This window comes from Humisphaera borealis (genome assembly GCF_015169395.1).
GTDB lineage: Bacteria > Planctomycetota > Phycisphaerae > Tepidisphaerales > Tepidisphaeraceae > Humisphaera > Humisphaera borealis.
In genome coordinates this window covers 381,139-406,186 of record NZ_CP063458.1, presented here as the reverse complement: position 1 = coordinate 406,186, position 25,048 = coordinate 381,139, and the positions used below count along the sequence as shown (strand labels likewise).

Genomic DNA, 25,048 nt, shown 5'->3' with positions numbered 1-25,048 from the left:
GGCTGAGGCCGTATGGCACTTTGTGCGTTGTGTGTTACCCCGGGACATTCTAGAGTCGCCCGAACTAGCCCTTCCGTAAACGCCGGGCTCACGCTGGAACTCAGTTACCAGCCTGTGAAATGGGACTGCCTGGCGCGAACACAGTGCAGTCCACGTTCGAATAAGGCATCCACCATCCCACCCACCAGCGTCACCCCCGTGCGAATGACCCTCCTCAAAAAAGGCCTGTTGCTGATAGCGGTCCCGCTGCTGTTCCAGCTGGTCTTTATCTTCCTCATGAATCGGTCGCTGTCGGACGCCGCCGAAGCCGAAAAAATGGCTTTGCACACCAAGGACGTTCTGGTGCAAGCCCAGACTGCCTATAGCGATATCGTCATGGCGCAGTCGGCGGCGCGGGGGTACATCATTACTTCGAATCCGACGTTCGGCACTGAGGCAGAAGGACTTCTTGACACTGCCCTGAACACGTTCAAAGGCCTGTCGAAACTGGTCTCGGACAACCCGGTGCAGACGTCCCGGGCCAAGGCCGTCCTGGGCAGTGCGCAGTCGCTCGATACGTGGATCCGCCAGATGATGGTCCTGGTACGGGCGGCCCGGCGCGACCAGGCCGTCTCGCAGGTCATCGCATTCGAGGGAAAAAGCCGGATGGACCGGCTTCGAGCCGAACTCGACGAGTTCATCCGGGAGGAGGGGCGGCTCGAGGCCCAGCGATTGGGCGCCTTGCATGCCGCCCGAACGAGCCAGCGTTGGATGATCGGGGGCGGCGTGTTCGGCGCCACGCTCGTCACCTGCTTCGTTGCTTACGTCTTCAGCAGGGGTGTGTCTCGCCGCGTTTCGGTCGTGACCGCCAACGCCGAGGCGCTGGCCGAAGGCCAGCCACTGGCCGGTCGCCTGCCCGGCGGGGACGAGATCGCCCGGCTCGATGCGGTCATGCACGAGACCGCACGCCGGCTGTCCGAAGGCGTAGAGGCCGAGCGGCGGTACAAGGCCGAGCTCGAGAAGCGAGCCACCGAATTGAGCGCCGCCAACGAAAGCCTGCGGCAGCAGACGCAGGAGAACGAAATGTTCGTTTACAGCGTCAGCCACGACCTGCGGTCGCCGTTGGTGAACCTGCAGGGCTTCAGCCAGGAACTGGCTCATGCCGGCGCAGACCTGCGATCCACGCTTTCCGACGACCGCGTGCCGCCCGACATCCGCAAACGCGTCGACCGGCTCCTCGAGGCCGATGTGGTGGACTCGATCCGATTCATCCAGTCGGCGGTCACCCGGTCGGCTTCGATTATCGACGCTCTTCTGCGCCTGTCGCGGGCGGGTCGGGTGGAGTATCGGCTTCAGACCGTCGATGTGCAGTCCACGGTCGCCCGCGTCGTCGACGCGATGGCCAACACCATCGAAGGCAAGTCTGCTCGCGTCGTCGTCGGAGATCTGCCCCCCTGCCGTGGCGACCCGGCGGCGGTCGAGCAAATCTTCGGCAACCTGATCGGCAATGCCGTCAACTATCTGGACCCTGCTCGGCCCGGCGTGGTGGAAGTCGGCACCGCCGGCGAATCCGGCGTTCTCCGCCACGGAAAGATGACCTACTATGTCCGGGATAACGGCCTGGGCATTCCCGCCGCATACCTCGGGAAGGTGTTCGTCGCGTTCCAGCGCCTGCACGGCGACATCGCCAAGGGTGAAGGGATCGGCCTGGCGCTGGTGCGTCGTGCGGTCGAACGCCACGGCGGAGAAATCTGGGTCGAATCCACCGAAGGCGTCGGTACGACCTTCTATCTCGCGCTGCCGCCCGACGCCGGCAGCGAGGCCCCGCTCCCGGTTGCTGCCGCCGCCGAGCATTCCGAAACGCCACGCGTTTGAGACTCGAACAACAATGCAAATGGAACCAGTACACATCATCCTGACAGAAGACGACGACGGGCATGCCTCGTTGGTCGAACGTAATCTCCGCCGCGCCGGCGTCGCCAATGGATTCACCCGACTGCGGGACGGCCAGGAAGCGCTGGACTACTTTCACGGCCCCGACGCCAAGACGGCATCCGAGAACGCCGCCAGCAATTGCGTGCTGCTCCTGGATATCAACATGCCGCGGGTGGACGGCGTGGAAGTTTTGCGACGACTGAAGTCCGATTCGCGCACGGCTACCCTGCCGGTCATCATGCTGACCACCACGGACGACCCGCGCGAAGTCGAAAGGTGCTATCAGCTCGGCTGTAACGTCTACATCACCAAGCCGGTGGAGTACGAGCCTTTCGTGGACGCCGTGAAGCGGCTCGGTTTCTTCCTGCAGGTCGTGAAACTTCCGGCCGGTGCGGCCGGTGACGCTTAGGCTCAACTGGGCGGATGCCCGATGCGGCATCTGTTCCTCGGAGTAACGTTTGGCCGATCAACCCGTTCACAAGATCCTGGTACTCGACGACGACGAAGGGCTGCTGGCCCTTTGCCGGCGGGTGCTGGAACGCGCCGGCCACTCGGTCATCACCGCCAACAGCCGCGCCGAGGCCGAACGCCAGTTGACCGCCCATCAAAGCCCGCGAAGCGACGTCGGCCTGGTGGTGGTTGATTATCAGCTCAGCGGGCCCGTCACCGGGCTGGACTTTTTTCGAGAACTCGCCGCCAGGGGCAACGCCCCCGCCGCCATCCTGGTGACAGGGTTCAGCGATGAAGGCCGCGTGCTCGAGGCACTCCGTGCCGGCGTGCGCGACGTGGTCCGAAAGACCGACGACTTCCTCGAAACACTCCCCGTCACCGTCGAACGCGTCCTGCGACAGGTCATCGCCGAACGAAAGGCGCTTGAAGCCGATGCGCTCCGCGACAGCGAGCAACGCCTGCGGCTGGCGCTGGAAACCGGCGGCATGGGCGCCTGGGAGTACGAGCCGTTTCGCGGCGACCTGAAGTGCTCGGACATCTGCCTGTCCCACTTCGGACTACCGGCCGGAAAAACGCCTCCGCCTTCGGTCATGCTGGAATACGTCCACCCCGACGACATCGAGCGCATCACCAAGGCTTTCACAAACGTCGTGCGGCTCGGCGGGGAATGCGAATCGGAGTTTCGGGTCGTTCCCCGCGGTCAGCCGATGCGCTGGCTGATCGGCCGGGCGAAGCTGATCACCGGCCGGTCCGGGAAAGGGCCCACGCTGGTCGGCGTCACACTCGACCTGACGAGCCGCAAGCTCGCGGAGGAGGAGCTCCGCCGCTCGAAGGAGGCCGCCGAGGCCGCCGCCGAGAAAGCCCGCGCGTTTGCCGCCGAGGCGAACGCCGCCAATCAAGCCAAGGACGAGTTTCTCGCGGTCCTGTCACACGAGTTGCGCACGCCGCTCACCCCCGTGCTCACGACCGCCCAGAACCTGTCACGCGATACCTCGCTGCCCGATTCCCTTCGCGAAGCGATGGTCATGATCCGCCGCAACGTCGAATTGGAAGCCCGGCTGATCGACGATCTGCTCGACCTCACCCGGATCAGCCGGGGGAAGCTCGCGCTGTCGCGGACCAGGACGAACCTTCACGAAGCGATCACGGACGTTCTGCGGATTTGCGAGGGAGACATCCACGGCAAAGGCTTGAAGCTCGAACTGGACCTCTCGGCCAAATGCACCGAGATGATCGCCGACGCCGCCCGCCTTCGGCAGATCCTCTGGAACCTCGTCAAGAACGCGGTGAAGTTCACGCCCGCCGGCGGGCTCGTCGCGATCTCGACGACCGACCAACCCGGGGACAACGGCAACCACCAGGTACAGTTGACCGTCCGCGACTCCGGGATTGGCATCGCCCCCGACCTGCTCCCCAAGGTGTTCGACGCCTTCGAGCAGGGGGAAAAGGCGGTCACCCGCAAGTTCGGCGGCCTGGGGCTCGGGCTGGCGATCAGCCGGGCGCTGGTCGCCCTCCACGGCGGAACCATTACCGCCCAGAGCGCCGGCCGCGATCAGGGGGCGACGTTCGTCGTCGTCTTCCCCGCCTCGATCCCGCGAAGCGTCGTCGCCGCCCCGGCCGATCCGGCGATGAAGCCGGCGTCCAAGCCGTCCCGGCGTCGCGGCCTGGCGATTCTGCTGGTCGAAGATCACCCCGATACCGCCGCCGCGCTGGGCCGCTTCCTGGGAATGGTCGGCCACGACGTTCGCCTGGCCGACACCGTCGCCGGTGCCGTCCGCGAGTTGCGGGCCCAGCAATTTGACCTTCTGATCAGCGACATCGGTTTGCCCGACGGCAGCGGCCTGGACCTGATGCGCCAGGTCCGGGACTTCTCCGACATCCGGGGCGTCGTCCTGAGCGGCTTCGGCACCGACGACGACGTCCGCCGCAGCCGCGAAGCCGGCTTCGAACTGCACCTGACCAAGCCGGTGAGCCTGGACGTCCTCGAGCGCGCCATCGCCGAAACCCCCGCCGTTCACTGATCACACCGCCCATCGGGGCTCAACACGCCTGGCGCAGCAGGAGGGATCACCACGGAAGCACAGAGACACGGAGGGCAACCCGGCGACCAAGATGCTTGCAAAATGAGACGGCTGGTTCTTAAGAGCATCCATTCGCGTTGAATCTGCCCTGGACTTTCCCAAATCCCGTGAATCGCCGGAGATTCGAGTTGACCTCCGTGTCTCCATGCCTCCGTGGTGATCTCTTCTCCCCTAGGCGTAATGGCGTACCGCACCCCAACCTTCCGTCGCCTTTCTTGCTTTGTCCGGCCACGTTGTCGCGACTAGAATCATCCACCTATGCCCAAGCCGACCTTTCGCCGTCCGCTTCGCTGGTCCATCGCGGCAGCGTCACTGCTCCTGGCGGTTGCGCCGGCGGGATTTCTCCGCTCCGAGACGCCGACACCGCCGGCCGACGCTCGGCCCGTCGTCAGCGCCGCCACCCGCCCCGCCGTCGTCGATATCCGCAAGACTCTCGGCTTCCTGGCGTCGCCGGCGCTGGAAGGCCGCGGCTCCGGCACCGCCGGGATCGACATCGCCTCCGGCTTCATCGCCGCCAAGTTCCAGGAACTTGGCCTCGTCCCCCCGCCCGGCTGGGACAACTACTTCCAGCCGTTCACCATGACGACGTCAACGACCGTCGACCCGGCCACCACGCTGGCCGCCGGCGAAGGCGTCAACTGGGCCAAAGATCTCGGCGGCAAACTCGAACTCACCAAGCAGTTCCAACCCCTCAGCTTCTCGACCGAAGGCAAGTTCGACGCCCCGGTCGTCTTCGTCGGCTACGGCGTTGTCGATGCCAAGTACGGCTACGACGATTACGCCGGCATCGACGTCAAGGGCAAGGTCGTGCTGGCGATGCGGTTTGAGCCGTTCGACAAGGAAGGCAAGAGCGCCTTCACCGGCAAGAAGGACGACTATTCCGAGAACGCCTCGATCCCCACCAAGGCAAAGCTTGCCGCCGAAAAGGGCGCCATCGCGCTCGTGCTGGTCAACCCGCCGAACTGGCGCAACGAAGACGACGTCACACCTTTCGCCAAGCAGAGCCAGTTCATGCGGGCGAGCATCCCGGTCATCCAGTTGAAGCAGCCGGTCGCCGAGGCAATCCTGGCCGCCAGCAAGGCCGGAACACTGTCGGAAGTTCAGAAGCGCATCGACGCCGAGACCAAGCCCCAGTCGGCGTTGCTGAAAGACGTCAAGCTCAAGGGCGAAGTGGTCTTTAAGCGGACCGAAAAATCCGTCCGCAACGTGGCCGCGGTGCTTCCCGGCAAGGGCCGCAACGCCGAGGAATATGTGATCGTCGGCGCCCACTACGACCACCTCGGTCGAGGCGGCTCGGGCAGCCTGGCGCCCTTCAGCAAAGACATCCATCCCGGCGCAGACGACAACGCCAGCGGCACCACCGCGATGCTGAAGCTCGCCGAGCAGATCGCCGCCGCCGGCCCGCAGGAGCGGTCGGTGCTGTTCATCGCCTTCACCGCCGAGGAACTGGGCCTGATCGGCTCCGACCACTTCGTCACCAATCCGCCCGTCCCGCTGGCCAGGGTCAGCGGCATGCTGAACCTCGACATGGTCGGCCGCATCCGCGACGGCAACCTTCAGGTCGGCGGGTCGGGCACGGCCCCGAGCTTCGACAAGATCCTGGCCGAAGCGACAACCGATTCGTCGCTCAAGCTCAACACCAAGAGCAAAGGCGGCATGGGCCCCAGCGACCACATGTCGTTCGCCAAGAAGCGGGTGCCGGTGCTGTTCTTCTTCAGCGGCCTGCACACCGATTACCACCGCCCGACCGATACGCCCGACAAGATCAACTACGAAGGCATCGAGCAGGTCGTCGCGCTGGGCGAGAAGGTCATCAGGGGCATGGCCGTCATGCCGCGTGAGGAATACGTCGCCAAGTTCGATTCCAGCGGCATGAGCATCATGGGCTCGTCCGGCAGCGCCAGCGGCGGAACGAAGGTGACGCTCGGCATCGTCCCCGATTACAGCGACGATTCGATCAAAGGCGTCCGCATCACCGGCACCACCCCCGGCTCCCCCGCCGAGGCCGCCGGCCTCAAAGACGGCGACATCATCACCTCCTGGGACGACACGAAGCTCAACAACCTCATGGAGATGATGGGACCGCTCGGCAAAGGCAAACCGGGACAAAAGGTCAAGCTCAAAGTCCTCCGCGGCGGCAAGGAAGTCGAACTCGAAGCGACGCTAAAGGAGCGCAAGTAGGGTCCGCCTTGGCGGACGCGTTCGGATGCATGCGTCGGCTGGCGCTACCCGAAACAGGGATTCGCCACGAAGGCACGAAGGTCACGAAGGCACACGAAGAAGAATCGGTGAAATGAAAAGACACAGAAGCCGCGCAAAAATCCAGCTTCTTCTTCGTGAACCTTCGTTCCCCTCGTGCCCTTCGTGCCTTAGTGGTGAATCCCCGTTTCGACAACGTCTGTGACACGCGACGCGATCGGCTATCAACGAGTTTTCAATTCCGACGACCACCCTCAACCAACACCGTCGCGTCCGCCAAGGCGGACCCTACCATCGTCTCTCATGAAAACAGGCATCATCATCGTCGATCACGGCTCCCGCCGAACCCAGAGCAACGAAATGCTCGAAGAGGTCGCCCGCCTGTTCGGCGAACGCTTCACCGCGACGTACGACATCGTCGAGCCCGCCCACATGGAACTGGCCGAGCCGTCGATCGCGACGGCGTACGCGGCGTGTGTGAAGCGCGGCGCGACGCGCATCGTCGTCTGCCCCTTCTTCCTCGGACCCGGTAAGCACTGGACCGGCGACATCCCCCGCCTGGCCGCCGAGGCAGCGGTCGGCCACCCCGGCACGCAGTACCACGTCGCCATGCCCCTGGGCATCGACGACCTGATCCTGGAACTGCTGTTTAAGCGGGCCAATCACTGCAAGGGCAACGGCTTCGAGTGCGACAGCTGCCGCGGCACCATCCGCAGCGGCGACCCCGCGATTGCCGCCAAGCTGCTCGCCGAAGGCACCGGCCACGCCCACGACGCCCGCCCGACCGACGCCCAGGGCATGCAGGTCTGCTCGAGTTGTCCGTATTCCAAGGCGATCAGCGAAGGGGCGAAGTTCGTGCCGGCGGCATTACAACCGGCCTGAAATGACGGTGCGTGAATCGGTGCCGTTGTGGTGCAGCCGTCCCGGCTGCCTCGCAGGCCCGACGCCCGCGCCATTCCCGACCCGGGCCCACCGGGCGACGCTGCCGAGCAATCTCGCCTGCCAAGTAGGTGGGGCTCACCCCACCGCACCACGCTCGACCACCGATTGTGTTACTTCCCGAGCGGCACACAAGTCCGTGTTCCGCGAACTCGAACGCCAACGGCGAGGCCCACACAACTCGACCTCGATCGCGATGCGGTGGGGTGAACCCCACCCTACGGCAGTCGTGTCGTTTCGAAAGTGATGCTCCCATCTCCGATTCCCACCTTTTTCGATTCTTATGCACCTAAACCGCATCCGCGTCGGCCGGGGCGTGTTCGGCGAGGACGAAATACGTATGGGCCTGCTCGACCTCCAGGCTGTAGACCTTCACGCCTTGACGGTGGGCCTGTGACGGAGTCACGTTACCGCGACCCCTCAATGGCGCCGGCCGCACCTTCCACATTCCGGCGGGCCAACTCGCGCAGCGCATACATCGCCCGCTTCGCGGACTCCCCATCCGCAGCGCGGGCCGCAAAAGTCAGGGAGCCGATACCGACACCGCAATTCAATCCTGTCCGGGCCAGCGCGAATGCACTGAGGATCGCGACGTTCGGCGTGCCACTTTCGATCGCCGAGATGAGCTGCTGTGGAACTTCTCGATCGACAGGCCCTCTCATCTGCCCCAGCATGGTGGAAAGCTCGGGAAGTTCGAATCGACCCTGCGTCATCGCGATGCACGCCATGATATTGTTCTCCGCGACGGCGCGCCGTCTGGCGAGAACGAGACGTGAAGTCCGCCACTCCTGCTCCGTTTTCAACCAGGCGTATGCCAGCCGTGAGATCGTGAGGCTGGCTTCAATTTCCCTGCAGACACTCAACGGCAATACAAACTCAGATCGTTCCACAACGTCGAGCAGACAAAGGCGGCTGCGCGCCTTCAGCGACGGCGATGCGTCGGAAACGGCCAGAAAATACTCAACCGCCGCCGCCGCGGATTCCTCGTCCAAATGCTCCATCCTTGCAAGAAGATAAGACCCCAGCACATAGTTTGCCTGGTCGGCAAGAACGCCCGCGCGATGGTCCTTGGCAATCCGTTTCAAAACGACCAGGGACTGCTTCAGAGATATGTAGTTGTCCGAAAGAAATTCAAGCACGTCCGGCGACGACATCTCCTTCTGGGCCGCCGCCAACGCATCGGGAAGGACAACAACCGCAAAGTCGGTCTTCGCTGATGTCTCTGCACCGCCCCTTATGAAGTACACGATCTCAATCACGTATCGGCCGGCCGGCAGAACCAAGGGGGTCAGGTCGCCAGCCTTCCCGGCAGGCTTGCGACCCGTACGAGTGCAGCAGGCAGCCACCTCGACGACAAGCCGATTATTCGGTTCCACCTCCGTGACGTCCGCGTTAGAAAGCGGGGAATCGATCAATTGGCGTTCCCAAACCACATCGCCGGCTTGCGATCGGATTCTCAGCTTCGTGGACGACCGACCGTACAGCATGACGGCAAGCGCCTTGCTGGTTGAATTGGTCAGTATCGTCGTGACGCGAATCGGCTCGCCGGCAAAAAACTCCGGGCGGTCTGCGAAGATCGCGGCAGAAGGTCGTTCTTCTGCGAGTGCCGAAAGAGGCAAAAGAAACGCGGCGACCGATGTGATGAGGTAGAGCACCCACTTCATGACGACCTCCCGGTGCGCCCTTGGACTGTGGCGATGGCCTTCGAAACTCCGCCGATTCCCCGGGCAGCGATGATCCTAGGAACGCGGCGGGCAGTACCGACGGGTGTGGCACGCTCACCCCCATTCCAACGGCCCAAGAGTGTGGTCGTTAGACAGATTGTTCCCACGCTGAGGCGCAGCCACGGTGATTGGACCCGTCGCGCAATCCACTCAGAGCAGGTTAGAGACCTTCACGCCTTGCCGGTGGGCTTCGCCGGCGTTGGCGACGACGGTCAGGATGCCGGAGTCGCCGAGCACCGCATCGCCGGCGGCCAGCGAACGGGCGGGGGTCCAGCCGGGCGTGTCGGCCGATCCGCCGGCGGCGGGAGCCGTGCGGTAGAACGGGTGTACGCCTGTCACCCGCAGGGTCTGGCGCTGAGCCGAAGTTGGGGCCGTCGGCGTCGGCCAGGGTCAGGACACACTGTGTCGAGACCTGCAGATGGTACGCCGTCCGCTCGTAGGTGCGGACGATGCTTTGGGGCACACCGGCGTGAATCGAACGCAGGTGTCCCAGAATGCGGTTGCAGTTTTACCGCCCATACTTAACATATACCGTACAATATCGCGGTCGCCGGTTGGGATTTTGGCAGCCCTGTCGGCGGCCGGTCTCCGTGCGCGGCACTGGCGGGTGTGATCCGTTGGCGCTGGCGTTTACTCCGCGGAGAAAGATGCGAGCCGGGCGATCGGGGTCGATCGCGCCGGGTGGTCTGGTTTTACCATCCGGCGTCGGGGAGGAGCTTCGGTGTCCGCGAGACGTCCTCACCATGTGGCCGGGGTTCTTGGGTTCGTTCGGCGATGTCACGCTGGGTTCGTTCGGCCACGTCGCGTCGGGTTCGTTCGGCAAACAAGCCGCGGGCGCAGCGTACTCGCGAAGCCCCGGGTCCCGGGAGCGAGCTCGGGTTCGTTCGGCAGTCTCGCGCTGGGTTCGTTCGCCAGAAAGGTGGGACTGAGGATGGACATTTATGGGTACGTGACGCAACTCGCACGGCTTGGAAAGCCGTGTCACGGACAGCGGGTTGGACGGTCGCCTTGGGTTCGTTCGGCGAGGTGATGGGGACACGGGCGGGACGCCCGAGCCACGAGAATCTTGGGTTCGTTTAGCTGTCTCGGGTTCATTCGGCGGCGGAGGTGAAGGATGTGCTTTTTGAACGGCTGCCTGGAGCATCACGCACTATGCACGGGCTGGAAGCCCGTGTCACTGACGGGGTCGTTGGTGAGCTTGCGTTGGGTTCGTTCGGCGGAACGGTGGGACTGAGGATGGACATTGCTGGGTGTGTGTGGCGCAACCCGCACGGCTTGGAAAGCCGCGTCACGGACAGGTGGACTTGCCCCCAACTAGCGGGTTGGACGGTCGCCTTGGGATCGTTTTCTGATTTCGGGGTGACCGCTCGGTCCTGTATTCCGGTGGGGTAGGCATTCCTGCCTGTCTCGCATGACGGAGTGCCGGGCATTCTTGCCCGGTCGAGGTCATGCGAAACAGTATTTGTCGGCGTCCGGCTGCGATCCTGCTCAGGCCGGCAGGAATGCCGGCATCGCAGGTTCGCGACAGGCAAGAATGCCTGCCCCACCGGGATGGCCGGACTACTGAACGGTTGTGTCTCGGGTTCGTTCGGCGATGTCGGGTTCGTTCGGTGACGTAGTGAGCGACGGCGTTGCGGTCCTTACTCGGCGTCGGCGATTCTGGGTTCCTGCTGCCCTTCGCGCTTGGTGCCGCCGAAGACGACGACCGACGTTTCCAGCGCCGGCACGATCGCGCTGCCCATGCCGGCTTCCAGCAGGCGCTGCGCGAAGCCTTCGGCCTGGTCGGGTTCGCCGTGGACGATGAACGCCTGCGTCTGCTGGCGAATCGTCGGGGCGAGGAACTTCAGGAGCTCGTCGCCGTCGGCGTGGGCGCTCAGGCCGTGGATCGTTCGTACCTGGCAGCGCAGGTCGTACCACCGGTCGTAGATCCGCACCCGCTTCTGGCCGGCCTGCAGGCGTCGGCCGAGTGTGTTGTGCGGCGTCCAGCCGACGAACACGATCAGGTCCTTCGGCTCTTCAACGCTTCGCTTGATATGGTGCAACACCCGACCAAACTCGCACGTGGGGCTCGACGCGATAATGATGCACGGCCCGCTCGCGGCGTTGATCTGCATGCTCTCCTGCCGCGTCGACGCCAGCGTCACCCTGCCGCCGCCGAAGAGCGGCGTCTCGCCCATCAGGTCGATCGTCTGCGGGTCAAAGTAGTCGTGGAACGCCCGCGTGACCTTCGTCGCCTCCACGCCCATCGGGCTGTCGACGAAGATCGGCAGCGGCGGGATCGCCTTCTCGCGGATGAACTTCTCGAAGTACCAGAGCATGGTCTGCGTCCGACCGACCGCGAACGCGGGGATGATCAGCCGGCCGCGCGTCTGGCAGACGTGCTTGACCGCTTCGAGCAGTTGCGGCTCGACGGCGGCGATGTCGCCGTGGGAATTGTTGCCGTAAGTGCTTTCGCTGATGACCAGATCGACCGGGCCGGGCAGCGGCGTGGGGTCGTTGATGATCGGCGTGTTGTACCGGCCGATGTCGGCGGTGAAGAGGAGTTTGCGCGGCGTGCCAGTCGCCGGCTCGGTCCATTCGACGATGACGTACGCCGAGCCGAGAATGTGGCCGGCATCGTGAAACGTGAAGGAGACGTTGTTGCCGAGGTCGGTCTTCTGGCCGTACCGCACTCGCTTGACGAGCCGAAAGACGGCGGCGAGGTCGTCGGGCGCGAAGAGGGGTTCGATCTTCGGCTCGTCGAGCCGGCGGACCCGCTGGTTCAGGTGCTCGGCGTCTTCAACCTGGATGCGGGCGGCGTCCTGGAGGATGACATTGGTCACCTCGGCCGTCGGTGGTGTGCAGTAGATTGGCCCGCTGAACCCGGCGCGTACTGCCACCGGCAGCTTGCCGCTGTGATCGAAGTGGGCGTGGGAGAGGATGATCGCGTCGGCGGTTTTGACGTCCGCCGGGAGGTATTCGTTCATCCGCCGGGCCTCGTCGCGCGGGCCCTGGAACATGCCCATGTCGAGGAAGATGCGAAGTCCGTTGACTTCGATCAGGTGGGACGAGCCGGTAACGGTGCGGTCGGCGCCGCAGAACTGGATGCGCATGGCGACCAGCGTAGCGGACGGCGGTACCGGGGCAAACCAGTAGGGCCAACAGGCATTGTGGAGGGTGTAGCGCAGATTTTTGGCACAGCGTCTTATTCGGGTGCCATGGGCTGCGGTACTCCGCTGCCCGTGGCGACGCATGACTGCAGTCAAAGGGCCACGGGCAGGCGAGTACGCCAGCCCATGGCACCCAGAAGTTGCCGAAAACGCGAGTTACGCACCATTGTCGATGCCGCCGCGAACCGCACCGGAGATTGGGACATCGGAATCTTTATGGACGGCTGGAACTCTATGGGATGAACGTCGACTAACTAAGCGGCGTAACATCGCTGCGCGGCGGAGTTCACTACCGCGGTCTGGGTGTGAGCGGCGGGCAACCGATGCCATCGTTAGTGGGTATAAGGAGTTGCCGATACAATGTAGTGCTCAGGAACAGCGACGATCGCCCGCGGGGCGCGCCTGGGAGCGAAGTCGCTTGAAGTTAAGTGAGGTTCCACCATGGGTTTGCAGATTAGAGTTAGACACGCACTGGGCGAGCGAGTGCTGGAACTTCCCGACCGAACGGTGGACGAGCCGGTGGTTGTCGGACGCGCATCGAGCGCGGAAGTGCAGGTTCCCTGGGTGACGGTGGCACCCAAGCATTGCGTGCTCTTCATTCACGAAGGCCACTGGGCCGTACAGGATCTGGGTGCCGGGGCGGGAACGTTCGTCAATAGAGAACAGGTGGTCGGGGCCAGGCTGCTGCAGATCGGGGACATGATCCAGGTGGGGCCGGAAGCCGGCGCGCCGACGATCGAAGTCGATCCCGCCGCCGCCGCCGAAGGACGAACCGGTTACGCCGGGACGGGCCTGCCCCACATGCAGCAACAGGCGGTGGCGAGCGGCTATGGTTCGTATCAGGCGTCGGGCAGTTACGGCCGTCCCGGATACGCCGGTGCGTACAACGGCGGGCACCACGGCTCGCACGGTGAGGCGCCGCCGCAGTACGCGCCCGCGGTGGCCGAAGCGCCCGCATCGTCCGACGAAATCTCCTTCGCGGCGGCTTCTACTCCGACGTACAGCAGCTATCGCAAACCCCGCAGCAACAACGGCGGCATGATCACCGTGATGGTGATCGCGGTGATTCTCATCGGCGGTTTTGTGGGGTTCGTCCTGTATCGCCAGAGCAATGAGCCGAAGGTGATCGTCCAGAAACAGCCGGACGTGACGATCGTCAAGTCGTCCAAACAGCAGGGCCTGTTTGAGGGCCTTAACACATCTGACACGACGCTCGACAACCTGGGGCAGAAGGGGAAGAACCCCAAGAATACGGTCGCGGCAGTGCCTTCGGGCACGAAGCCCAAGGGCTCGGCGACGGTGGACCCGCGGAAAGAGAACCCGAACAGCACGCCGTCCTCAACGGACCGGCCGCCCCGCCCGCTGGAATCGCAGACCGTGACGCCGGGCATGGAACCCAAGGAGCCGCCGAAGAAAACCACCGAAGAGCCGGGCATGGACCCCATCAAAAAGCCCGCGGCCGGGACGGGTGCGGAGCCGGGGATGGATCCGATCAAGAAACCCGCGGCCGGCGATACCGAACCCGGGATGGACCCGATCAAGAAGCCCGAGCCGGCCAAACCCACCGGCCCTGATGCCGAGAACCTGGACCCCGCGATGGCGGCGTCGTGGGACGCGATGAAAACGCTCGCGGAGAACCCCGGCAAGGAGAGTTTTGCGGTCCTGCGATTCGAAGACTTCCGCCGGCTGAACCCGGGCAAGTTCGACAAGGAGCTTGACGAGTTCATCGACCGCAAGATGGACCGCATCTGGTGGGAGCGGATCGATCAGCTTTTCAGGAAGATCAAGAAGCTGGGCACCGACATCGACAAGACACAGAACGAAGTGTTCGACGAGAACAACCTGGACATCAAGAAGCAGAAGCTCGCGGCGATCAAGACGATGAAGTCGGACCTCGAAACGTCGACCAAGACGCTGCGCGAGAACATGGGCTACGGTGAAGCCGAACCACCCAATCTCAGCAGCTCGGCGGAACTGACGGCGCTCGCGCAGAAGCGCGACAAGGGCAAGTACGAGGGCTGGAAGAAGGCGACCCTGTTCTACATCAAGAGCAACCAGGGCCGCCTGCAGTGGATGAACGAGATCTAGGAGAGGCGTGCCAACTGTGTAGCCGGCGGGCTTGCCCGCCAAGCGCACGGGGCGCGGAAGGGTACGACGGGGCGCCAGCTTAGACGTCAGAAAACCGCCGGAACCACATCACCCGCATCGCGCCGCGAAAGCCGCCAGGCCGACGGCAGTCGGGCGAGTTTCTGTGCGGTGGTCAGGTGCGCCCGCGACGCGTAGACGTCGTACCCGGCCCGTTCGATCGCCCCCAGGATGCCGCTGTAAATGACTGCCATCGCGGAAGCGGTCAACCGGCTTCCGTCGCTGGCGAGATGGCAAAGCCCCGCCGCCCCACGCATGTAGAGATCTCTTGCGCGGTCGATCTCGAACCGCATCAGGCGGCGGAACCGGTCGTCGACGACACCCGTCGCGATGTCCGCTTCCTGGTACCCAAAGCGGTCGAGGTCTTCGAGGGGAAGGTAGACGCGGCCGAGTTCCCAGTCCTGGCGAACATCCCGCAGGATGTTTGTCAGTTGCATCGCGTTGCCCATGAGCACCGCCTGCTCAACCGCCCGGGCGTCGCCGAGGCCGAAGATCGGGCACATGATCAAACCAACGACGCCGGCGACGAGATAGCAGTATCGCTCGAGGTCTTTCCAGGTGGCGTACCGCGAGACCGTCAGGTCCATCCGGCATCCCTCGGCAAGGTCGAGGAAGTGCTGCTTGTCGATCCGGTATCGTCGGACCGTCAGCGAGAACGCATGAAGCGCCATTGACGTCTGGTCGAACGAAGAAGGCTCGTCATTCCCCGCGGCATAAGCGCGATCCAGCGTGGCGCGGAAGCGGTCGAGCGTCGCGCTCAATCGAGCCAACCTGGCCTCGCCGGCCGCGGGCGTCGTAACGCCTGCGGGCGGCGACGACTCGGCGTCGAGGTCGATCGCGTCGTCGAGGAGGCGGCAAAAAGCGTAGACGGCGTATGCGGCGTATCGCTTTTGAAGCGGGAGGAAATGCGACGCGAAGTAAAAGCTGCGGGCGTTCCGACGGCAGATGTCGCGGGCCGCAATGAATGCGGCTCGACGGAGCGGGTCGAACTCGACGGGGTCGGGGGCAATCAACCGTTGCAACACGCCGACATCTTTCAGCGATCCGGACGGATGTCAAAGACCCGCAGTGGCAGGTAGGAACGAGACAAGGCCCGCCGAGGGGCGGGCCTTGTCAGGAGCGATGCTGTACGAACGGGCCAGGCTGAGCGGCAGTGTCTCGGAGGCGCTCAGTTCGTCAGTTGCGCTTCGAGCCGGTTCAGTTGCTGCGCCACTTCCGGGTCTTCGGCCACGTCGGCGGTGACCGTCCGGACGGCGTGCATAACGGTCGTGTGATCGCGACCGCCGAAGTAGCCGCCGATTTCCTCGAGGCTGAACCGCGTGTGCCGCCGGGCGAGGTACATGCAGACCTGCCGGGGGAAGGCGATGCTCTTGTGACGCCGCTTGCTCTGCAGATCGCTCAGTCGGACATTGTAGTACTTGGTGACCGCGTCCAGGATGTGCTGGATCGTCACCCGCTTCTGCTCGGCATTGACCGTTTCGCCGAGGGCGGCCTTGGCGACTTCCATGTCGATGCGGCCTTCGTGCAGCATCGACATACCCTGCAGCTTGGTGATCGCACCTTCCAGCTCGCGGGTGTTGTTGTCGATCTTGGCGGCGACATAGCAGACCACGTCGTCGGGGAGTTCGAGGCCGCGCATCTTCGACTTCTTCTTCACGATCGCGACGCGCGTCTCGTAGCAGGGCTTGTCGATCGGTGCGACCAAGCCCCAATTGAACCGGCTGACCAGTCGCTCTTCCAGTTCGGGGATTTCGCTCGGCGGGCAGTCGGCGCTCAGGATGATCTGCTTGTGGCCCTGATAGAGCGTGTTGAAGGTATGGAAGAACTCCTCCTGCGTCCGGTCGCGGCCGGCGAGGAAGTGGATGTCGTCGATGATCAGGATGTCGACATCGCGATAGCGGTGACGGAACTGATTCATCTCGCCATTCTCGACGGCGTTCATGAACTGGTTGATGAACGAGTCGCAGGACAGATAGAGGATGCGCAGTCCCGCGTCGCGCTCGAGTACGCGCTGGCTGATCGCTTGGAGAAGGTGCGTCTTGCCCAGGCCGACGCCGCCGTGGATGAACAGCGGGTTATACGCCTTGCCCGGCTGTTCGCCGACGGCGGTTGACGCCGCGTGGGCCAGGCGATTGCAGGGCCCGATGACGAAGTTCTCGAACGTCAGGTCCGGATTGAGCTGCAGGGGCTGATCGTGGTCGTTGAAGATTCCGCCGCCCGTGCGCGGCAAGTTGTCGCAGTGAAAGCTGACCGAGACCAGCCGCCCGGTGATTGCCTGGGCGGCGGCGGTGAACGGTTGCTGGCACTGGCTCTGGCAGAAGTTGAGCTGTGCCGGCGTCTGCACCGTCGCCTGGATCACGCCATTGGTCAGCTGCCGCGGCGACATCTGGTCGAACCAGACGCGGTTCAGCGTCGGGTGATGAATGCGGACGTTGTTGAGGATTCGCTGCCATACCGCCGGGTCGAGGGGGTGTGGTCCGGAGTGATCGTGAGCCCTGTCAGGGGCGCGACGGATCACTTCACGCGTTGGCATGTGAGTGGTGGTCATGCGCGGAGTCGCTTTGGTATCAGTTCGGAAAAATCGAAATCGTCGCTGCAGATCCGGTGTCTCGGACCTTTCCCACGTTGCGCCGGCTGCAAGCACCGGGCCGAATGTGCAGGGCGGAATCTAACAGGCGATCCCCGCCCGGACAAAATTTTCCCCACGTACGACAGAGGGCCGGAGAATCAGGCGAAAAAGCGGTGTCATGTTCGTTGCCTCCTAAAATCCGCAGCCGGGTTGCGGGCTGCGGGGTACGCCTGAAAATACTGCAATCTTCTCGTCCACCAGGCGATACTTTCTCAGCCATGCGAAGCGGATGCCGGAGCGAATTTCTGATCGATCGCCTTAACCCGGCGACGGAGTTTCCAGTCTGGCCTTGGCCTGTTTCAAGTCGTCCCACACAGCCCGTCGTGTCTCGGTCGTATAGTTCCGCAGGATGTAGGAGGGATGGAACGTCGGCATCACAGGTATGCCGCGCCACATCCGCCAATTGCCTCGGAGCCTGCTCATGGACTCTTTGACACCCAGCAGATTCAGAGATGCCGAAAGTCCGAGCGTCACCATGACTCGCGGCCGCACGATCTCGATCTGCCGCTCGAGATAGGGCATGCAAGCCGACACTTCGTCGGGCGACGGCGGCCGGTCTTTCCCACCGGCGACGATAAACGCCCGACACTTCACGACGTTGCAGATGTAGACCAGTTCTCGTGCGTAGCCCATTGCACGGATCATCTCATCGAGCTTTTGACCGGCACGACCGACAAACGGCCTGCCGGTCTGGTCTTCCGTAAAGCCGGGCCCTTCGCCGACGAACATCAGCCGCGCGTTCGGATCGCCTTCGCCGAAGACGGTATTCCGTCGAGTTCCCGCCAGCGGACATTTCTGACATCCGATGACATATTTTTCGTTCAGCAATGCGAGCGCGCTCGCCTTTTCTTCGGGCGAGAGCTCCGGCGTCGCAAAGGGTTCCGCTTGCGTCTGCGGCGCGGGTGGAATTCCCGGCAGAAGTGCCGACATTTCCTGGAATGGCGCTCCCCTCTGCGGGTCTTGCGGCGGTACCACCGCCGATCCCGATCGAGGCGCCTTGGGCCCCTGCCGCACATCTGCCACAGCAGCATGCGCCCCATGGTCAAACGTAGCAGGTGCTCGCGGGTTCGAACTTCTTCCCGAAGGGATTTCCCGTTCGCCCTGTTCCATCATCGGCGTTGCGGACGAAACCACGTCGGCATTTTCGCCCGGCAGGATGGAACCCGACGGAGCGGAAACAAAACCCAGGCCCATGGCTCGCTCGGAGCGCAGCCAGAGGCGAAGACGATGTCGCGAAATCGGGAGCATGCAGTCGCTCGCCGCCAAAACTGGTTCACCCGCAGACGTGGCTCACGGACCGCCGACCCCGACGGGGTCTTCCAGAACGCGACGCGGCCCTGACTGAGCGAGCGACATCCTAGGAGCCGCTCGCCGGTCCGCAAGCGAACAATTTCCGACCTCGCGATTCCGAGGGAGAAAACACGCAGAAAAAAATCCTTGCGCTAAATCCTCGCCGTCGTCGAACAAGCGCGTTGACGCAGCCGTATCTTCAGTTCATATTGTTGCCTTCAAGCCACCCGGGCTCGCAATGGCGGTGAATCGCGAAAGACGCGAGGCATCGTAGCGACCCCGTGGTGGCTTTCTGCGTTGAAATGCGGGCTCTTGCAGCCGGCAGAATCAACGACACCACGACGGCATTATCGTGTTGGCCCCGGTGAGGCGTCCCCGCGCCGGTGCGCCTGAATGGTAAGGGTTGACGAATCATGCCTGCCTCCGCTGATCCGGTGGCACGCCCAGCACCACAAGGAGACGACCCATGTCGCAACAGGATTCCACGCTCAACACCAAGCCCCTCAAGGCCACCAGCAGCCACAACCAAGACAAGTACTTCACCCAGGAAATCGAGCACATCGATATCCTCAAGAACCCGGGCATCGCCACCCTGGTCGAAGGCATGAAGCACATGGCGTTCACCAGCCGCGACCTCTACCGCGCGGCCGACATCTACGAACGCAACCTCCGCGACCGCGAATGCGGCATCATCCTGACGCTCGCCGGCTCGATGATCTCCGCCGGCCTGAAGAAGGTCTTCGTCGACATGATCCGCAACAACATGGTCGACGCCATCGTCAGCACCGGCGCCAACATGGTCGACCAGGACTTCTTCGAAGCCCTCGGCTTCAAGCACTGGATGGCCGAGGAACGGCTCAAGAGCGGCCTGTTCGACGGCGAACTGCGCGACCACGCGATCGACCGCATCTACGACACGCTCATCAGCGAGGACGACCTGCGCGTCTGCGACGACGTCACCGGCAAAATCTTCGAAGAGCTCGAACCCCGCGCCTACAGCAGCCGCGAACTGCTCCGCGCCTTCGGCGAGTATCTCGACAAGAACGGCGGCCCCAAGTGCGCCGACTCCATCATTTACGAAGCCTACAAGCGCGACATCCCGATCTTCTGCCCGGCGTTCAGTGACTGCTCGGCCGGCTTCGGCCTCGTCGCCATCGCCGCGAGCAAGGGCGATGAACCCCACATGAGCTGGGACGGCGGCAAGGACTTCTACGAGCTGACGCAGATCAAGATCAAGAATGCCGAGACCGGCATCTTCATGGTCGGCGGCGGCGTTCCGAAGAACTTCACGCAGGATATCGTCGTCGCGGCCGAAGTCCTCGGCCACGACGCCCCGATGCACAAGTACGCCGTCCAGGTCACCGTCGCCGACGTCCGCGACGGTGCTCTCTCCAGCAGCACGCTGAAGGAAGCCAGCAGCTGGGGCAAGGTCGACACGGTGTACGAGCAGATGGTCTTCAGCGAAGCGACGCTCGCCGTCCCGCTGATCGTCGGCTACGCCTACCACCGCGGCGCCCACAAGGGCCGCGAAGGCAGGAAGTGGAACAACATCTTCGAGCCCGCCGCCGCGATGGCGTAAGCGAGAACGCATTCTGAAACTCAACCGAGGGAGCGCCGCGAGGCGCTCCCTTTCTCGTTGGTCCAAGCGTCGCAATCATCCACTGAACTCGTCCAACTTTGCGTCGCCACAGCCGCAGAAACACACCCTGCGAGCATCAAGGCGCGGGTATCAACTGGAGGACTTTGGAGAGCTCATCGGCCGAACGTACGACTGCTCGGTTGTTGGAGAAGACGACAATTCCGTGCTCCGCACGCAGCAACGGGTCGCGGTGAAACACGATGACGCCACCTCTTGTTCCGCCGGGGCCGTCCCACGCAAACAAGTGGTGGCGATCCAGAAAGGGCTTGTGGTACGCCATGCTCAGGGTAGCCCGCTCATAGATCTCGTTTGCCGACTCGTGACTGCCTCTCTCGACGAAAGCCTTCAGTCCCTCTGTATCTAGGTTCGCGTTGTTGTCATGGATTGCGAACATCGGCTCGCTTCCCGTTGCGAGAAATCCGATTTGATGCACGACACATACCGCAGCGGTCCCGGCAGCGAAGAGGAAGACAACCAGTCCGACAAGCATCGCTGTCCAGCGAGTCCGCCAGTCACGCGGGGGGACGTCTGGGCGGTCAACCTCCCGCACCAAGCTGCGGTACAGCCAGCCACAGAAGAAGTGAAGTCCTATCGCGAAAAGACCAACCCAGACCAAGGCGCTTGCGAGGCTGAACCCGTCAATGCGAACCTTCGGTAGCGTGCGGGAGACGTACCGCCACCAGCCAACGAAGATGGGGATCCCGACGTCAATCGGTTCCGTAACGCCCAGGCAACCCAGAAAGATCACAAATACAATCAAGATGATCGCGGGCAGGCCCGCTCTCGGGAGTGGTTTCGTCCAGACCGAGGTCATGGTTCGATACCCCGTCGGAGTAAGTCGAATGCAACGTAGTCAGGTACCGATTCAATCTTGCCGCTGGCGAGAAGGATCAACCGCTGCGTTCCATAGCAGGAGGGCTCGCTGGCAAGAAGGCTGTCAGGCCGCGGGGACGCCCCGCCCTGCGGCTGTCGGGCGTAGACATATCGCTGTCGCGATGGATGCGGCGATTCCCAGACCGCCTCGGGAATCTCGGGCACAAAGTCATGTGGCGGGTACTTGCCCGCGTGCGCCGAGCGGTATTCTTCAATCCCCTTGTAGAGTCGCTCGAGCCGATATCGGCGCTTGGCCTCAGTATCGGCCGACGGTTCGGCACCGGCCGCACCTGCGGGCGCATCGGCGAGGCGATAACCGCCGGTCGGCTTCTTCTCCCACGCGCCGGGCGTCATGAGCTCACGAGCGCCGGAGATCATCGCCAGCACGATGACAAACAGCAGTCCCCAAAGCGTGACGAGGCACAGGGATCGAAAGTACGTGATGCGCGGGAGCCTCGTAAAATCGCGACGAAGGTAATTCCACGCCCACTTCACTGGAAGTGCCATCAATAGAAACGCCAGCGCGAAAAACGAGATCACGTCGAGGCGGCTACGGGCGATGTCAGTCAGGGTTGGGTGCGGACGCATTCCTCCGATAACGGAGGACGCCGAGGAGTCGGTGGCGCATAGAACCACGGCAGCGACGATCGCGGCCGCCCATCCTCCCGATTGCTCTCGCCCCAGTATTCGCATCGTACACCGAGTGTAGCTTACGGAACCCTTGAGGCTACGCCGCAGCCTTCGCCTGGCTCTTGATCCACTTCTTGATCGCCCCGCCGTGCGTATCCCAGCTTCCGCCGGCGCGGACTTTCAGGAACGCGGCGAACAGTTCGTCGATCCCCTTGCAGAAATCGCGCAGCAGCGTCACGCGCTCTTCGAACACCACGCGAGGCGTGTCGGCTTCTTCGATGTCGGGGATCACCAGGCCGTTCACCGCCAGCGATTCGCCGGCCAGCGTCAACGTGTATTGATGGCGGTTGATGTCCAGCACCAGGCCGGCCTTGCGGGGCACCTTGCCGCTGCGAAGGCCGTCCATCGCCTCGGGCATGCGGCCGGGGCCGTCTCCTTTAAGACCGTCGCGGCCGGTCTGGCCGTAGCTGCAATCCAGGTCGAGCGACTTATCGATCAGGATCGCGATGTCGCCGCTCTCGGCCGTCTTGATGACGCCGTTGCGGGCATCGGCTTCGTGCCAGAGCCACAGCAGGAACTCGTTGCCGAGGAAATCCTTCGGCTCGGCACCCTTGGTCACCCACGGATACTCCGGATGCTGCCCGTCGCCGGCCGGACCAACGGCGAACCGCGTCGGGCGGGTGTCTTCGTACTCGCGCCGCTTGCCCAGCTTCTCGCAGACGTGCAACGCGGCCGTGCCCGACGTCACCGGTTCGAGCGACAAACCGAACGTCCGCTCGAACAGCTCTGCGAGCTTTTCGAAACTTTTGCCGGTTGCGCTGCTGTACAGCGTGCGGTTGGGCAGATCCCAAAGCACCTGCACCAGCTTGCTCCTGCGGAACTTTCCGCTCTTAAGCTCGTCCTCCACCTTCTGCCGGATGGTGTCCTTGACGTCTTTCTTCTGGTTCTTGCTGATAAAGCCCGACGGATTGTTCGCGGCGACCGCCTCTTCTTCCATCAGTTCGTACGCCTTCTTCAGCGAACCGGGGAAGCGGTTGGTATCGATGCGCAGGGCAAAGTGCAGGCAGTCGTTGAAGACGTTGTGATCGAACGAGAACTTGCCGTCGAGCACGTGCCGTCCGCCGCACCAGCCCCACTCTTCCTCTTCGGGCACGCCGAACTCGCCGACCTTGAGAACGTGTTCGGCCAGTTTGTCGAGCATATCCTGGTCGACGGTTTTCCTGCCTTTGCCGGTGACGAGAAACCTGCGGAAAGAAACTGATCCGGATGGGAAGCCCATGAGTTAGAATCCGTTCTGGAGTACGTCTGCTGGTGGCCGAACCCTCGCACGGCTGCACCGCCCGATCGTTCGGGCCAAAAGGGTGGAGAATGCACGCCAGTTGCGACCTTGGCAAGCTTGGTGCATGTTATCCACACGGGCGACCGCGAGACGGTCAGTCAACTTGCGCCCAAGCCGGGGGTATGTCACTGGGACTCCCGACAGTGCAACGCGCTCGGCCTCGCGTCCGCCAAAGCGGACCCTACGATCGGCAACCTCACACTGGTAAGCCTGCCTATGACCACACTTACTACTTCGAAGAATGCGCCGACCACCATGCGTTTGAGTGCGCAACTTGCTCGCCGCTGGCTTCGCGCCGCCGTTGTGGCATCAGCGCTGATGAGCGTTGCCGTGCCAGTTGTGATGGCGGACGAACGGACGATCGACACACCAACCGCGGACCAGTGGTCGCAGGTTGACCGCGTGATGGCTGACAAGGTCAAACTCCGCGACGACCTGTATCTGATCATTGGTAGCCTGACAGCTCAGTTGAGCCCCAACCATCCGCAAGTTGCATCGCGTCAGCGACAACTCGACGAGGTCAGGAAAGAAATTGAGAAGCTTCAAACGACGCTGCAATCGACTTACAGGATCCAGCGCGAAGGCGACGGGAGCCTCAAACTGGTAGCCCTCGCCGATGCGGCCGCACCCGAGAAGCCGAAGAAGAAGGCCAAAAAGAACCCCGCCGCCGCTGCCGTCGCGCCGGACGTCAAGCCCGATCCCTATCCTTCCGCCACGCCGCAGAAGGTCGTCGCCGTCACCGACAAGATCTTCCCCGCCGTCGTCCGCCTGGACGTCGCCCAGGAAATCTACAGCGACGGCAAGCGCAACCTGCAGCGGGGCATTGGCTCCGGCGTCATCATCGACGGCGAAGGCCGCATCCTCACCAACTACCATGTCGCCGGTCGCGGCGTCGAGATTTACGTCACCCTCGCCAACAAGGAACGCGTCAAGGGAAAGCTCATCGGCGACGACCACTGGACCGACCTGGCGATCGTTCAGCTCGACAAGGACGAGCTGAAGAAAAAGAACATCACCTACAAGTTCGCCGAGCTGGGTACCAGCAAACAGCTCATCCCCGGGCAGGACGTCATGGCGGTCGGCACGCCGTTCGGCCTGGCCCGCACGATGACCCTCGGCGTCGTCTCGAACAACGAACGCACCTTCTATCCCGACCGCCTGACGATTGATGAGTTCGAGACCGGCTGGTTCGCCAACTGGATCCAGATGGATACGCCCATCAACCCCGGCAACTCCGGCGGCCCGCTGGTCGACATGGACGGCTACGTCGTCGGCATCAATACCCGCGGCGGCGGGCAGAACCTCAACTTCGCCGTCCCGATCGACACCGCGAAGTACGTCGTCGAGAAAATCCTGGAGACGTCGAAGGACGGCAAGAAAGGCTACGTTCCCCGCAGCGACCTGGGCGTCGATCTCAAGCCGCTCCAGGATCTGGAAACCTTCTACGACATCGACATCAACAAAGGCGTTCTGATCAACAGCGTCGACCGGAACAGCCCGGCGTCCAAGGCGGGCATCAAGTCGCAGGACATCCTGCTCGAGATCGACGGCAAGTCGGTGAACTGCCGCTTCCCCGAAGAGATCGCGCCCGTCCGCCGAATGATTGCCGACATCACGATCGGCAAGGAAGTCACCCTCACGCTGAAGCGCGGCAAGGAGAACCTGACCGTCAAGGCCAAGACCGAGAAGCTTGAAGGCGCCGTCGGCCAGGAGCGCGAGCTCAAGACCTGGGGCCTGAGCATCCGCGACGTCACCCGTGCCTACGCCAACCAGCGCCTGCTGGATGACGACAAGGGCGTCGTCGTGACCACGCTCAGCCCCGGCTACCCCGCCGCCAAGGCCGAGCTTTCGCCGGGCGACGTGGTCCGCGCCGTCAACGGCGAAGAGGTCAATGACATCGACGCCCTTCAGAAGCTGTTCGATGAGTCGGTCAAGAACAAGGACGACCAGGTCCTGTTCAACGTCCAGCGCGGCCGCGGCCAGCGGACGGTGATCCTGAAGGTCACGTACTAGCCTGTGTGGCATGGGCAAGTACTCTTGCCCGTGT

17 protein-coding genes are annotated in these 25,048 nt (G+C 63.4%); 8 read left to right on the top strand and 9 right to left on the bottom strand.

Annotation, left to right across the window (positions count from 1 at the left end):
* Positions 1-204 precede the first annotated feature (204 nt).
* From IPV69_RS01615 to IPV69_RS01595, 5 genes are all read left to right on the top strand, one after another.
* The gene (locus IPV69_RS01615) at positions 205-1,854 is read left to right on the top strand and encodes a sensor histidine kinase (protein WP_206293166.1); all 1,650 of its coding nucleotides are present in this window, start codon (positions 205-207) and stop codon (positions 1,852-1,854) included.
* Between the two features lie 13 nt (positions 1,855-1,867).
* A complete protein-coding gene (locus tag IPV69_RS01610) occupies positions 1,868-2,323 on the top strand; it encodes a response regulator (RefSeq protein ID WP_390884371.1) in 456 nt (151 codons plus the stop codon).
* Between the two features lie 49 nt (positions 2,324-2,372).
* Entirely contained in the window at positions 2,373-4,385 is a 2,013-nt protein-coding gene (locus IPV69_RS01605) for a hybrid sensor histidine kinase/response regulator (protein ID WP_206293164.1), read from the top strand.
* Positions 4,386-4,703: 318 nt separating this feature from the next.
* Positions 4,704-6,626, top strand: a complete 1,923-nt coding sequence (locus IPV69_RS01600) for a M20/M25/M40 family metallo-hydrolase (protein WP_206293163.1) — start codon at positions 4,704-4,706, stop codon at positions 6,624-6,626.
* Positions 6,627-6,947: 321 nt separating this feature from the next.
* On the top strand, positions 6,948-7,526 hold the full coding sequence (locus IPV69_RS01595) for a CbiX/SirB N-terminal domain-containing protein (protein WP_206293162.1): 579 nt from the start codon (positions 6,948-6,950) through the stop codon (positions 7,524-7,526).
* A 464-nt stretch (positions 7,527-7,990) separates the two neighbouring features.
* On the opposite strand, the gene IPV69_RS01590 is transcribed toward IPV69_RS01595, so the two are convergent.
* From IPV69_RS01590 to IPV69_RS01580, 3 genes are all read right to left on the bottom strand, one after another.
* Positions 7,991-9,247, bottom strand: a complete 1,257-nt coding sequence (locus tag IPV69_RS01590) for a hypothetical protein (protein WP_206293161.1) — start codon at positions 9,245-9,247, stop codon at positions 7,991-7,993.
* 210 nt (positions 9,248-9,457) lie between these two features.
* Positions 9,458-9,646 (bottom strand): hypothetical protein, encoded by a 189-nt coding sequence (locus IPV69_RS01585; RefSeq protein ID WP_206293160.1) that lies wholly within the window; start codon positions 9,644-9,646, stop codon positions 9,458-9,460.
* Between the two features lie 1,301 nt (positions 9,647-10,947).
* On the bottom strand, positions 10,948-12,399 hold the full coding sequence (locus IPV69_RS01580) for an MBL fold metallo-hydrolase RNA specificity domain-containing protein (RefSeq protein ID WP_206293159.1): 1,452 nt from the start codon (positions 12,397-12,399) through the stop codon (positions 10,948-10,950).
* A gap of 498 nt (positions 12,400-12,897) precedes the next feature.
* Here IPV69_RS01580 and IPV69_RS01575 point away from each other — a divergent pair, with 498 nt between their 5' ends.
* A complete protein-coding gene (locus IPV69_RS01575) occupies positions 12,898-14,544 on the top strand; it encodes an FHA domain-containing protein (protein WP_206293158.1) in 1,647 nt (548 codons plus the stop codon).
* Between the two features lie 86 nt (positions 14,545-14,630).
* Here IPV69_RS01575 and IPV69_RS01570 read toward each other — a convergent pair whose 3' ends face one another.
* The 3 genes from IPV69_RS01570 to IPV69_RS01560 all read right to left on the bottom strand — a co-directional run bounded on the left by IPV69_RS01570 (position 14,631) and on the right by IPV69_RS01560 (position 18,160).
* The gene (locus IPV69_RS01570) at positions 14,631-15,626 is read right to left on the bottom strand and encodes a phytoene/squalene synthase family protein (RefSeq protein WP_206293157.1); all 996 of its coding nucleotides are present in this window, start codon (positions 15,624-15,626) and stop codon (positions 14,631-14,633) included.
* A 143-nt stretch (positions 15,627-15,769) separates the two neighbouring features.
* Positions 15,770-17,149 (bottom strand): chromosomal replication initiator protein DnaA, encoded by a 1,380-nt coding sequence (gene dnaA, locus IPV69_RS01565; protein ID WP_206293156.1) that lies wholly within the window; start codon positions 17,147-17,149, stop codon positions 15,770-15,772.
* A 339-nt stretch (positions 17,150-17,488) separates the two neighbouring features.
* A complete protein-coding gene (locus IPV69_RS01560) occupies positions 17,489-18,160 on the bottom strand; it encodes a uracil-DNA glycosylase (RefSeq protein ID WP_206293155.1) in 672 nt (223 codons plus the stop codon).
* A gap of 826 nt (positions 18,161-18,986) precedes the next feature.
* Here IPV69_RS01560 and IPV69_RS01555 point away from each other — a divergent pair.
* Positions 18,987-20,099 (top strand): 1,9-bis(guanidino)-5-aza-nonane synthase, encoded by a 1,113-nt coding sequence (locus IPV69_RS01555; protein WP_206293154.1) that lies wholly within the window; start codon positions 18,987-18,989, stop codon positions 20,097-20,099.
* 136 nt (positions 20,100-20,235) lie between these two features.
* On the opposite strand, the gene IPV69_RS01550 is transcribed toward IPV69_RS01555, so the two are convergent.
* The 3 genes from IPV69_RS01550 to IPV69_RS01540 form a co-directional block, all read right to left on the bottom strand.
* Positions 20,236-20,973, bottom strand: a complete 738-nt coding sequence (locus IPV69_RS01550) for a hypothetical protein (protein ID WP_206293153.1) — start codon at positions 20,971-20,973, stop codon at positions 20,236-20,238.
* Positions 20,970-21,620, bottom strand: a complete 651-nt coding sequence (locus IPV69_RS01545) for a hypothetical protein (protein WP_206293152.1) — start codon at positions 21,618-21,620, stop codon at positions 20,970-20,972. Before IPV69_RS01545 ends, IPV69_RS01550 begins: the two co-directional genes overlap by 4 nt.
* A gap of 139 nt (positions 21,621-21,759) precedes the next feature.
* The gene (locus IPV69_RS01540) at positions 21,760-22,941 is read right to left on the bottom strand and encodes a hypothetical protein (RefSeq protein WP_206293151.1); all 1,182 of its coding nucleotides are present in this window, start codon (positions 22,939-22,941) and stop codon (positions 21,760-21,762) included.
* A gap of 276 nt (positions 22,942-23,217) precedes the next feature.
* Here IPV69_RS01540 and IPV69_RS01535 point away from each other — a divergent pair, with 276 nt between their 5' ends.
* Positions 23,218-25,014, top strand: a complete 1,797-nt coding sequence (locus IPV69_RS01535; RefSeq protein ID WP_206293150.1) for a trypsin-like peptidase domain-containing protein — start codon at positions 23,218-23,220, stop codon at positions 25,012-25,014.
* Positions 25,015-25,048 lie beyond the last annotated feature (34 nt).

Coding starts and splice junctions, on each gene's coding strand:
- IPV69_RS01615 (WP_206293166.1), top strand. CDS start 205: ATGACCCTCCTCAAAAAAGGCCTGTTGCTGATAGCGGTCCCGCTGCTG.
- IPV69_RS01610 (WP_390884371.1), top strand. CDS start 1,868: ATGCAAATGGAACCAGTACACATCATCCTGACAGAAGACGACGACGGG.
- IPV69_RS01600 (WP_206293163.1), top strand. CDS start 4,704: ATGCCCAAGCCGACCTTTCGCCGTCCGCTTCGCTGGTCCATCGCGGCA.
- IPV69_RS01595 (WP_206293162.1), top strand. CDS start 6,948: ATGAAAACAGGCATCATCATCGTCGATCACGGCTCCCGCCGAACCCAG.
- IPV69_RS01590 (WP_206293161.1), bottom strand. CDS start 9,247: ATGAAGTGGGTGCTCTACCTCATCACATCGGTCGCCGCGTTTCTTTTG.
- IPV69_RS01580 (WP_206293159.1), bottom strand. CDS start 12,399: ATGCGCATCCAGTTCTGCGGCGCCGACCGCACCGTTACCGGCTCGTCC.
- IPV69_RS01575 (WP_206293158.1), top strand. CDS start 12,898: ATGGGTTTGCAGATTAGAGTTAGACACGCACTGGGCGAGCGAGTGCTG.
- dnaA (WP_206293156.1), bottom strand. CDS start 17,149: ATGACCACCACTCACATGCCAACGCGTGAAGTGATCCGTCGCGCCCCT.
- IPV69_RS01560 (WP_206293155.1), bottom strand. CDS start 18,160: ATGTCGGCACTTCTGCCGGGAATTCCACCCGCGCCGCAGACGCAAGCG.
- IPV69_RS01555 (WP_206293154.1), top strand. CDS start 18,987: ATGTCGCAACAGGATTCCACGCTCAACACCAAGCCCCTCAAGGCCACC.
- IPV69_RS01550 (WP_206293153.1), bottom strand. CDS start 20,973: ATGACCTCGGTCTGGACGAAACCACTCCCGAGAGCGGGCCTGCCCGCG.
- IPV69_RS01545 (WP_206293152.1), bottom strand. CDS start 21,620: ATGCGTCCGCACCCAACCCTGACTGACATCGCCCGTAGCCGCCTCGAC.
- IPV69_RS01540 (WP_206293151.1), bottom strand. CDS start 22,941: ATGGGCTTCCCATCCGGATCAGTTTCTTTCCGCAGGTTTCTCGTCACC.
- IPV69_RS01535 (WP_206293150.1), top strand. CDS start 23,218: ATGACCACACTTACTACTTCGAAGAATGCGCCGACCACCATGCGTTTG.